The organism is Paenarthrobacter sp. NPDC089714 (assembly GCF_044748905.1).
In the GTDB taxonomy this organism is placed as follows: Bacteria; Actinomycetota; Actinomycetes; order Actinomycetales; family Micrococcaceae; genus Arthrobacter.
Genome location: NZ_JBIVGX010000001.1, coordinates 897,505 through 909,023 on the forward strand (window position 1 = coordinate 897,505; position 11,519 = coordinate 909,023).

General features: G+C 65.6%; 4 protein-coding genes. 2 read left to right on the forward strand and 2 right to left on the reverse strand.

Translation table 11 applies throughout. The features are described from left to right. Window positions 1-147: 147 nt before the first annotated feature. Window positions 148-5,040 carry a DUF4082 domain-containing protein gene (locus tag ACIPY3_RS04350; protein WP_400330477.1) on the reverse strand — a complete coding sequence of 1,631 codons (4,893 nt, stop codon included), beginning with the start codon at window positions 5,038-5,040 and terminating at the stop codon, window positions 148-150. Between the two features lie 347 nt (window positions 5,041-5,387). Here ACIPY3_RS04350 and smc point away from each other — a divergent pair, with 347 nt between their 5' ends. Together smc and ftsY are read left to right on the forward strand one after the other, a co-directional pair. Further along, window positions 5,388-8,975 carry a chromosome segregation protein SMC gene (gene smc, locus ACIPY3_RS04355; RefSeq protein WP_400330479.1) on the forward strand — a complete coding sequence of 1,196 codons (3,588 nt, stop codon included), beginning with the start codon at window positions 5,388-5,390 and terminating at the stop codon, window positions 8,973-8,975. A 20-nt stretch (window positions 8,976-8,995) separates the two neighbouring features. Then, the gene (gene ftsY / locus ACIPY3_RS04360; protein WP_400330482.1) at window positions 8,996-10,201 is read left to right on the forward strand and encodes a signal recognition particle-docking protein FtsY; all 1,206 of its coding nucleotides are present in this window, start codon (window positions 8,996-8,998) and stop codon (window positions 10,199-10,201) included. Here the strand turns inward: ftsY and ACIPY3_RS04365 are convergent. After that, entirely contained in the window at window positions 10,198-11,433 is a 1,236-nt protein-coding gene (locus tag ACIPY3_RS04365; protein ID WP_400330485.1) for an MFS transporter, read from the reverse strand. The two genes, ftsY and ACIPY3_RS04365, sit on opposite strands and share 4 nt — an antisense overlap. Window positions 11,434-11,519: the final 86 nt, after the last annotated feature.

Sequence of the window (11,519 nt, forward strand, 5' to 3'; positions counted from 1 at the left end):
AGCCGGATGGCAGCCTACGCCCCCCGGGGTGGTTGCACGTCCCGGCGGTGCCCGGCAAACTCCCGTGCACGGCATAATGCCGGTGCCCGGTCCTGGAGTTCAGGAAGGACCGGGCACCGGCAGTTTATGAGCCCTGCTGGCGGGGTGTCAGCAAATCCGCAACAGGCCGCAGAGCAGGCCACCGGACTGGGTTGGTGAGGGGGACGGGCTGGGTGAAGGCGTTGCCGTAGCCGTGGCAGTCGCCGTGGGGGTCGGCGTCGGGGTCGGTGTGGCCGTCTGTGTCTGGGCCGGAGCCTGCAACTGCGTCTGGCCGCCGGTGGAGTACACCACGTCCACAAAGTAGTTCGTGGCATTCCACGAGCTGTTCGGCATCACGCCGCCGGTTCCGTAACGGTACAGGCCGTTGTTGGGCCCCGAAGCGGTGAACGGACCGCTGGTCCAGGTGGTGTTAAAGAAGCCCTGCGTGTACGAGTAGCGGCCGGTGGGTGCCCTGTAGGACACCACATAGGTTTGGCCCGTGGACAACGCGACCGGAGTGGACAAGGTAGCGGTCTGCCAGCCCGTCGCTGACTCATTCGTGAACGTCACCTGCGCCAGGCGCGTTCCCGCCGAGTTCCACAGCGATCCCACGTGAGTCCCGGTGTTGCCAGTGCCCTTGTAGAAACGGATACCTGTCACGTTGCCGGCCGTGGAGACGGTGAAGGCGGTGCCCAGCTCCACCGACTTGGTGTCGGTGGACGCTGCCACCTGCGGGGCCAGTGTCCCGAAGATGGTGCTTTGCTGGACCGCCGCGCTCGCCGTCGTGAACTGCCAGGTGCTCGGTGGCAGGGTCTGTCCCTGTGGGCTGGCGATGTTGGAGACGTTGGCCGTGATGACGGTGCTCGCCGGCAGGGCTGCCGTTGGGGTGAACGTCACTGTCCGTGCATCAGCGGACAACGCCGCAGAGCCGGCCACCGAAGAACCATTCGCCGTCAAGGTGAACGTGACTCCCGGGTTGACAGCCGTAGAGAACGTGATGGAAGGCTTCACGTCCGTCGGGATGGCGGTTGCCCCCGGGGACGGCACCTGTGCGGTGACGGCCAAAGACTGCGCCGGCTGGTTGAACACCACGTCCACGAGGTAGCTGGCGGTGGAATTGGTGTTCGGGAAGTCGCCGCTGTACGAGTACTCCCCGGAATCCGTGACGACGCTCAGTGGGCCGCTGGCGAAACCGTCGCCAAAGGCGCCGGCCGAGTACGAATACTTGCCGGTGGTCGTCTTGTAGGCGGCGATGTACTCGGTGTCCGCAGTGATGTTCACGGGTTGGCTGAACGTCGCCGTTTGCCATCCGGTACTGGATTCGTTGGTGAAGGTCACGGTGGCCAGCTGCTGCCCGGCCAGCGTGTACAGCGAACCGGTATGCGTACCGGTGTTGCCGCTGGACTTGTAGAAGCGGATGCCCGTGATCTGGCCTGCGATGTCGCTGCTGAACCTGACGCCCAAGGCGAGAGGCACGCCGTCGTTCACTTCGGCGGTGGTGGGCGTTTCGGTGTCCTGGTACAGCGTGCAGGGGCACACACCGGGCGTCCGTGGAACGGGCACCGTGGTGAACGTCCAGGTGTTGCCTGAAATCGGCGTGCCGGACGTCGCTGTCGCCGTGACCGTGGCCGTGTAGCTTGTTCCTGCCGCCAGCGGGTTGGTGGGCGTGAAGGTGACCTTGCGGGTTGCCGTGTCATAGGCCGAGGTGCCGGCAACGGCGGTGCCACTGGCTGTCTTCAGGCCCAAGGCCACATTGGAGGCTGCCTCCGAGAGGACACCGCTTACCGGTGTGTTCAACGGAACGCTCGACGCGCCTGCAAGGGGCGTTTGGCTGCCCACTGTGAAGGCCGGGGCGGAAACCATGACCACCACGTCAACCAGGTAACTCGCCGTGGACCGGGAACTCGGGAAATCCTGGCTGTACGAGTAGGCGCCGGCATCGGAGACCGTCCGCAGCGGACCGACGCTCATGCCTGAGCCGAAGCCGTTGCTTGTTGCCGAATAGGTTCCCGTCAGCGACTTGTAGGCGGCGATGTACTCCGTGTTGGCCGCCATCTGGACAGGCTGGCTGAACATGGCCGTCTGCCATCCTGCGCTGCTTTCATTGGCGAACGTGACCGTGGCAAGCTGCGTTCCCGTGGCCGAGTACAGGGCGCCGGTGTGCGTTCCGGTGTTACCGGCCGACTTGTAGAACCGGATGCCCGTCACCTGGCCGGCCGAGACACTGGTGAACCGTACTCCGAGCGTCAACGGCACACCGTCCTGGATCTGCGCAATGCCGGGAGTGACGCTGTCGTTGTAGAGGCTGCACGGGCACGAACCCGGTGGCGGAACGGTTGCCGCAGTGGTGAACGACCACGTCCCTCCGGACGTAACGGTGCCGCCTGTGGTGGCCGTCGCTGCGAGTGTCACGTTGTACTGCGTGCTGAAGGCCAAAGCGGCCGACGGCGTGAACGTCGCCTTCCGGGCCACGGCGTCGTAGGCCGTGGTGCCCGCAACGGCCGTGCCTGCGGCAGTGCGCACGGTCAACTGGACCGTGCCGGCCGTGACGGGCTTCGAGAAGACGCCGCTCACCGTAGTGGAGACGGACACGCTCGACGACGACGGGATGGGTGTTTGGCTCGAAACGGTCAACGGCGAGGTGTCCGTTGTGCTGAACACCGCGTCAACAAAATAATTGCCGCCATTGAAGGTTGCCGTTGGATACCCCTGGGAGGTGCTGTACACGCCTGCGGGCTCGGCGCCGAAGCCCCCGGCAACCTTCATCGGGGCATCGTTGAACCCGGAGTAGGCCCATTGGAAGTCCTTGGTGGCATAGTGGCCCCTCGGAGCCCAATACGAAGCCGTGTACTTCTGGCCGGCGGCTACAGGCACGGGCTGGCTGAACAGCACGGTCTGCCAACCCGAGGCAGTCTCGTTGGCGAACGTCGCAGTGGCCACCCGGTCACCGGCGGCATTCCACAACGAACCGATGTGCGTGCCCGTGTTGGCTGTGCTCTTGTAGAACCGGACACCGGTCACGAAGCCGTCCACGGATGGCGTGAACCTCATGCCCATTTCGTACGCGCCGCCGTCACCGGAATCCACGGTGGCCGGAACAGTTTGGCCAAAGACCGTGTACGGGCCGCTCAAAGTCAGGTTGCGCGTGGCGATTGCGCCAATGTTCGCGCTGTCGTCAACTGCCCGCACCTGTACCGTGGCCGTTGCGAGGCCCTTTTGGATGTAGGTGTAGCTCCACGAAGCCTTCCCTGTGGCAGGGTGCCAGGAGGCGCCGCCGTCGGTGGAGACTTCGACGCCGGCCACTACTCCGCCGCCGGCGTCCGTGGCCGTTCCCGTGACAGTGACGCTGGCGCCCTGGGCGATGGTGGCCCCGTTCGCCGGAGCGTTGATGGTTGCCGTGGGGCCGGACTTGTCGGCGCTCGCCGTCGCGGCGACCAGCCCGGATGCCAGGGTTGCCGGTTGGGCGCCCATGTCAGCGAACAGGTTGACCTGGGCCTGGCGCATCCGTGCATCGGCGGGCGCGCCGTTGCCATCGTGTTCCTGGTCCAGGCCCCATGTCCACTGGACACTGCCTGCCGAGAATACCAGTGCACCGCTTGCGGCCTTGTACAGGGTCACGTTGTGGGTTGTGGTGCCGGCCTTGACGGTGTTGCCGAAGTCCTGCAGATATTCGGTCACTGGGCCGGTGGTGGTGGACAGCCTGACGAGTCCCGCCGGCCGGAAGCCGTTGTCCAGGTCCTCGTCAGACTCATAACCCACGGTGTGCGCGGCCAGGGCCGTCTTGGTCCCGGCGGCCATGGAAGTCAGCGAAGTATTCCGCCACAGCCGCGTTTTGCCTTCCTCGGCCGAGACAGTCACGGGGAGGTCGGAGAAATTGGACATGTACAGGGTGCCCGTCAAGCCGTTCTCGGGCAGGCCGCCGCCATTGGCCTGGGACGCGAAGCGGGGGTCGCGCCATGTTCCTGTCCATTGGGTGCTGGGATCGATCTTGTCGTTGGACCAGGTTTCCTTGTAGCACGTCAAGGTACGCCCGGCGGTGCCGTCAACGCTGGAAGGCTCGAACCGGGTACGCCAGTACATTTCGTTGCCGGAAAGGAATTGGAGGTTGACTCCGGCATCGCGGGCAGCGGTGATGTTGGTCCGTTGGTTGCCGGAGACATACTCATCGTGGCCCACCGAAAGGAAGACCTTGTGGTTCAGCAGTTCGGCGCCCCGGGTGTCGGTATCGAGTCCACTGATGTAGCTGACGTCGTAGCCGTTTTGCTCCAGGAAGCGCACCATGGGGTATTCGTTGGCGAAGTAGAAGTCGCGGCCGTCGGGACCTTCCCGGGTAGCGATCGGCCGGTTGTAGCTGATCTTGTAGGCGCGTCCGTTGACAGCACCCTGGTAGAAGTCGGCGCCGCCGTAGGTGTTGTAGGCCTGCCAGGTGGTGTCCGATGTCTGGAACACCACGGCCGAGCGGTTGCCGTCGTTGCGCACTATGAAAATGATGTGGCTTTGCCCGCCGGTATCCGGTCGGGTCAGCAAAGCGATGTAGACGCCGGAAACCGCCGTGGCGGGCACCTGCCAAGTGGCCGAAACGGCCCACGTTCCGCAGTCGTAAAGTTCGGTGGTGACGTCGCTTCGGCAGGCCGGCTGGTTTTGCCTGAAAGCCGACGGCGTGACGTCCGCAACCTTGCGGGCACCGTTGCCGCCGTACCAGCCCGTGCGGTAGATGGCGATGGTGTAGTTGGACGCGGAGGTGTCCACCTTGAACTGGATGGGCTGGCCAGCGTTGACGCTGATGGCCGTGGCGAAGCCCTGCAGGGTGTCGTCGCCCGCCCCTGTGATGTCCCATTCCGACGGCGGACTGCCGGGTTTCGAATTCTCGCACGCTATGGCATTCACCACGGGGTTGCAAGGATCTGCCGCCACCGCCGCAGGGACGGTGAACGGCAGCAATGACGCGAACATGGCGATCAACAAGGGCACGAAGAAGCCCTTGAAGAACCGCAGTGGCCGGGAAGCTGAAGGACCGGGCATCTGAACTCCTGGGGTACGCCTATTGCAACGACGGGACCGCGCATACAGCGCGTTCCCCGCTTGCCGCTCCCCAGCCAGGGTCAAACCATGATCTTCAGTTGAAAATACCTTTGGGTGGTACCTGTGCCCGTGTTCCGAACCACAGACCGGAACCCGGTTGGACCGATTGGACCCTCAGACCAAACCGGATTACCGGAACGCGAACGCCAAGTAACCCTTGGCAGGAGTGTAGGGTTGCGACGGTCCGGCCGCAAGGCTTTCCGGCCTCGAATCCGCGGATTTCGAGTAAACCGCAGTAGATTTGGGGGATACCGTCACCGGGGCAATTCCAGGAGAACCGAAACACCTTGCATCTGAAAAGTCTGACTGTCCGCGGATTCAAGTCGTTTGCGTCGGCTACGACGTTCGACTTTGAGCCAGGCGTCACTGCGGTGGTGGGACCCAACGGATCCGGCAAGTCCAATGTGGTGGACGCGCTGGCCTGGGTCATGGGGGAACAGGGAGCCAAGACGCTCCGCGGCGGAAAGATGGAAGACGTCATTTTCGCCGGCACCTCCGGCAGGCCGCCGCTTGGACGTGCCCACGTATCGCTGACCATCGACAACGCAGACAACGCGTTGCCCATCGAATACAGCGAAGTCACCATCTCCCGAACGCTGTTCCGCGCAGGCGGGTCAGAGTATGCGATCAACGGCGCCCCCTGCCGGCTCCTGGACATCCAGGAACTTCTCTCCGATTCCGGCCTGGGCCGTGAAATGCACGTCATCGTCGGGCAGGGCCAACTGGACCGCGTCCTGCATGCCACCCCCGAAGACCGCCGGGGATTCATCGAGGAAGCGGCCGGGATCCTGAAGCACAGGCGGCGCAAGGAAAAGACCGTCCGGAAGCTCGAAGCCATGCAGGCTAACCTGGCCCGGCTGGGCGACCTGACTGCCGAAATCCGGCGTCAATTGACGCCCTTGGGCAAGCAGGCAGAGATTGCCCGGCGCGCACAAACCGTCCAGTTCGATGTCCGCGATGCCCGCGCCCGCCTGCTTGCCGATGACCTCGTGCAGTTGACCTCAAGCCTTGAGCAGGACGTCGCCGACGAGGCAGCGCTCAAGGAACGCCGCCTCATTGTCGAAACGGAACTGGAGCACGGCCGCCGAAGCCAAGCCGCGCTGGAACAACAAGCTGCCCAGGCGACCCCACGCCTCAATGCCGCACGCGACCACTGGTACCAGTTATCGGCATCCCGTGAACGCCTGCGCTCCCTGGGTTCCCTCGCCGCGGAACGCCGCCGGCTCCTCGGTTCCTCCGAGGCCACCCCTGATACGGGACGCGATCCCGAGCAACTCGACCGCCAGGCGGCCAGGGTCCGGGAAGAGCAAGCCGCGTTGGAGCATGACCTCCTGGCCAAGCAGGCTGCGTTGATGGAGGCTACGGTTGCCAAGGATGCCGCCGAGTCGCTCGCGGCCGCCGAGGACAAACGGCTCACCGCCATGCTCAGGGCTGCGGCGGACCGACGTGAGGGCCTCGCGAGGCTTGCCGGCCAGGTGGCGGCAGCGCGTTCGCGGGCCGAGGCTGCCGAGGCTGAACGGGGCAGGATCAGGGAGTCGCTGGGGGCCGGCGACGAGCGGCGCCGCCTGGCCCAGAGCGAGTTCACGGCCCTCGAATCCCAGGTTGCGGGCGTGGAAGACGGCGAAGAAAGCCTCGACGCCGAATATGAGGACGCCAGCGATGCCCTTGAATCGGTCCTTGCCGAGATAGAGGACCTCAAAACGGCGGAGCGCCAGGGGCTCCGTGAACGGGACGCCTTGACGGCTCGACGCGATGCCCTGCAACTGGGACTTAACCGCAAGGACGGCTCGGAACGGCTCCTTGCCGGGGATGTGCCCGGAATTGTTGGTCCCCTTGCTGGCATGCTCGCCATCGAAAGCGGCTACGAGGCCGCGGTCTCGGCCGCCCTGGGGCATGCGGCGGACGCCGTGGTGGCCGGCGATGCCACGAGCGCCCTCGCCGCTCTTGAGCTCCTCAAGGAAGACGATGCCGGGAAGGCCGTCCTTCTCCTGGCGGACTCCGTGTCCCAGGACGGAGATGATGCCGACGCCAGGATTCACCTTCCTTCCGGCACCCGCTGGGCCGTGGACGTCGTTAAGGTCCCGGACCCTGCTGCGCAGGGTGCGGTGTCACTCCTGGCGGGGGCGGTCGTCGTCGAGGATCTCACAGCGGCGGCCGCGGTTGTCGCGGAACATCCCCGGCTCAAGGCCGTCACCAGGAGCGGCGACGTCTTTACCGCCGCCACCGTCCAGGGCGGGTCGGCCGCGGCGCCTTCACTGCTTGAGATCCAGGCGGCAGTGGACGACGCCGACACCCGGCTCCGTGAGGTCGTCTCGGCTTTGGAACGCGGCCGGTTCGCCCTGGCCAGCGCCGAGTCGAGGCGTGCCGAAATCCAGGACCGCGCGGATGCCGCAATGGAACGGTTGCACGAATCGGACGCCCGGCTTGCCGCAGTGGCGGAACGGCTGGGGCACCTTAACTCGGTGCTGCGCAGTGCTGTCGGCGAGAGTGACAGGCTGGCTGCTTCCCTGGCAAAGGCCGAAGCGAACATTGCCGAGGCCCAGCTCGATCTGGAGGTGGCGGCCGAGCGGCTCGCAGCGGCACAGGAAGCACCGGACGATGAGCCGTCCACGGACCAGCGCGACGAACTCGCCTTGCAGGCCAGGAATGCGCGCGCCCTTGAAATGGAGGCGCGGCTTGCCCTGCGCACGGCCGAGGAACAACTGGGTGCAGTCAGCAACCGCGCGGCTTCGCTGGAGCGCGCGGCGGCGACGGAACGCCGTGCCCGTGAAGAAGCGGCCCGTCGGGCGCAGCGTCGGCGCGCGCAGGCACAAAGGGCCGCAGCGGTGGTGTTGGCTGTTGAGCACGCCCAGCGGTTCCTCGATGTGTCCGTAGAGCTCGCGGGCAGGGAACGTGACCTTGCGGAGCAGGTCCGGGAGCAGTTGGAGTCCGAACTCGTCCAGGTCAGGTCGGGAAACGAGGCCCTCGCCAAGGAACTGGCCGAGCTGACCGATTCCGTCCACAAGGATGAGCTTGCCCGGGCACAGCAGCGCCTGCGGATCGAAGCCTTGGAGGCCCGGTCCATCGAAGAACTCGGCATGTCCGCAGAGCAACTTGTGACCGACTACGGACCCGACCAGCCAGTTCCCGTTCCGGCAGCGGCCAGTACGGACAAATGGGCTGCTCTCAGGGCACCGGTGGACGAGGACGGCGAACCCATCGTCGAAGGGATCCCGTTTGTCCGCACTGAGCAGGAGAAGCGCCTTAAGAAGGCCGAGCGGGAACTCGCCGCCTTGGGCAAGGTCAACCCCTTGGCGCTTGAGGAATTCGCGGCCCTTGAGGAGCGTCACCAGTTCCTGAACACCCAGCTGGAGGACCTCAAGTCCAGCCGGAAGGACCTCCTGGACATCATCAAGGAAGTCGACGCACGCGTCCAGCAGGTGTTCACCGAAGCGTTCGCTGACACGTCGGCGCAGTTCGACCACGTCTTCGCCCGCCTCTTCCCGGGCGGAGAGGGCAGGCTGGTGCTGACGGATCCGGACGACATGCTGACGACGGGCATCGAGGTGGAAGCCCGGCCTGCCGGCAAGAAGATCAAGCGCCTGTCCCTCCTCTCCGGAGGCGAACGCTCCTTGACGGCTGTTGCGCTGCTGGTGGCGATCTTCAAGGCCCGGCCTTCGCCTTTTTACGTCATGGACGAAGTGGAGGCTGCCCTGGACGACACCAACCTGGGCCGGTTGATCACCATTTTCGAGGAGCTCAGGGAGTCCAGCCAACTGATCGTCATCACGCACCAGAAACGCACCATGGAAGTTGCCGATGCCCTCTACGGCGTCACCATGCGGGGGGATGGGGTGTCAACCGTCATCAGCCAGCGGCTCGGTGCCGGGGCATAGCTTTATGAGAAGGTAGGGGAGTGAACGATTTCCTACCCATTATTCTGTCCATTGTCGCTGCCCTCGTGGTGGTCGGCGGACTGGTGCCGGTGCTGCTGAAGGCCCGGAAGTCCGGGGCGAAATATCCCGGAACGCGGGACGCCAACGACCCCCTCCAGTCGCCGGCAGCAGGCGGCGGAACCCTGGTGGAGGACCGTCCCGACGCCGTCAAGGCGCCGGCCCCCGAATTTGGCGGCTCCATCGATGAGGCCGTGGCCCCGGATGACGCCGCCGGGCTGGAAACCATTGCCGTGGAGACCCCGGCTCCCGTCGAAGGCCGCCTGGCCCGCCTCCGCGCCCGCCTGGTGAAGTCCAACAACGTCCTGGGCAAGGGCCTCCTGGCCCTGCTCTCCGGAGACAAGATCGACGAGAACGTGTGGGACGAGGTGGAGGAGACCCTGCTCCTGGCCGACCTCGGTACCGAACCCACCATGGAACTGGTGGAGGCGCTCCGTGAACGCGTGAAGGTGCTGGGCACCCGCGACCCCGAGCACGTCAAGGCGATGCTGCGGGAGGAACTCATCAAGCTCGTGGATCCCGGCATGGACCGCTCGCTGAACGTCGCCCGCCAAGGCGACCGGCCCGCCGTCGTGCTTGTTGTAGGCGTGAACGGCGTCGGAAAGACCACCACGGTAGGCAAGCTGGCCCGTGTCCTGGTGGCCGAAGACAAGGACGTCCTGCTGGGCGCTGCCGATACCTTCCGGGCCGCAGCGGCCGAGCAGTTGGCAACGTGGGGACAACGTGTGGGTGTCCCCACGGTGAAGTCGGACATCGACGGCGCTGACCCGGCCTCGGTTGCCTACGAGGCCGTGAAGGCAGGCATCGACCAGGAAGTGGACGTGGTCATGGTGGACACCGCCGGCCGCCTGCAGAACAAGACCGGCCTCATGGACGAGCTCGGCAAGGTCAAGCGCGTCATCGAGAAGCTCGCCGAAGTGGATGAGGTCCTGTTGGTCCTCGATGCAACCACCGGACAGAACGGCCTGAACCAGGCACGTGTCTTTGCCGAAGTGGTGAACATCTCCGGCATCGTGCTCACCAAACTGGATGGCACGGCCAAGGGCGGAATCGTGGTCGCGATCCAGAAAACGCTGGGCGTGCCGGTCAAGCTCATCGGCCTCGGCGAAGGCCCGGACGATCTCGCTCCGTTCGAAGCCGAGGGTTTCGTCGACGCCCTGCTGAACTAGTCTTCAGCAACCACGGAGGAGTGCTTCGAGGGTTCACGCGCAGGCAGCCAGGCTGCAGCGGTGACCAGGAGTACTCCTCCTGTTATTCCAAAGGCCCAGCCGTAGCCGAGTTGGTCGGCCAGGAGGCCTGCGACCACCGGGCCGATGATCGCGCCAGTGTCCGCGGCCATCTGGAACACGGCGAGCACCTTGCCGCCGGAGCGTCCACGGCCAATGACGTCGGCGACGGCGGCTTGCTGGGCAGGGCCCAGCAGGCCCGAACCGAAGCCGGCCACTGCCGAGGCTGCGAAGAACGCCGGGAGATCAGCCGTCAAGCCGATGACCCCGGATGCCACGGCAGTGATCGCCAACCCGGGGATGAGCAGTGGCTTGCGGCCCCAAGCGTCGGAAAGGCGCCCGGAAAAGGTCAGGGCCAAGGCGTTGCCCACGGCAAAAACAGCCAGGGCCCAGGCCGCAGTTTCCGGCCGTGACTGCAGCACGGCCGTGGCGAAGAGCGGGATGGTGGCCATGCGCACGCCGAAGGTCACCCAGCCATTGCCGAAACTCGAAAAGACCGCCGCCCGGTAGGCCGAGTCGCGCAGGGCTTCCCGCAAGGGCATGGCCGGAGCGTGACCGGCCTCCGGACCATCCGTTCCCGCACCGCTGAGCATGGTCCTGACCACGAGGGCTGCCACCAGCAGCGCCCCCGCATAGGCCAGGAACGGCACCCGCAGCCCGAACCCGGCCAGGAGTCCGCCCACCACGGGGCCCAGCACGCTGCCGATCAGGAACGCCGACGCGTAGGCTCCCGAAACCCGGCCCCTGCGTTCGGGAGGCGCCAGCCTGATGAGCAGCCCCATGGCGGCAACGGTGAACATGACCGAACCGGCGCCGCCCAGTCCGCGGAAGACCAGCAGTTGCCAGTAGTTCTGGGCGAACGCACAGGCCGCGGTTGACGCGGCAACAATCAGCAAGCCCGTGACGTAGACATTGCGCTCCCCGAAGCGGCCGATCAGCGCACCTCCGGCCGGCGCGAAGACCAGCCGCATGAACGCGAAGATGCTGACGATCACAGCGGCGGCTGTCGCGCCGACGTCGAACGTGGTGGCGAATTGCGGCAGCACCGGGGCCACCAGGCCGAAGCCCAATGCAATGAGGAACGCTGCGGCGAGCATCACCTTGATGTCGCGGGGGAGCGGTTCCCTGTCAGGCCTGATCCTTGGCTTCTCTGCGGATCGGGGCGACTGAGGCATGGGGTGCTGGTCCTTCGTTTTCGGGGTGTGTGACGCATGAAACATATCCGTAACAACGCGGTGATGCACCATTTACGTTGGGGAGG

Coding starts and splice junctions, on each gene's coding strand:
- ACIPY3_RS04365 (WP_400330485.1), bottom strand. CDS start 11,433: ATGCCTCAGTCGCCCCGATCCGCAGAGAAGCCAAGGATCAGGCCTGAC.
- ACIPY3_RS04350 (WP_400330477.1), bottom strand. CDS start 5,040: ATGCCCGGTCCTTCAGCTTCCCGGCCACTGCGGTTCTTCAAGGGCTTC.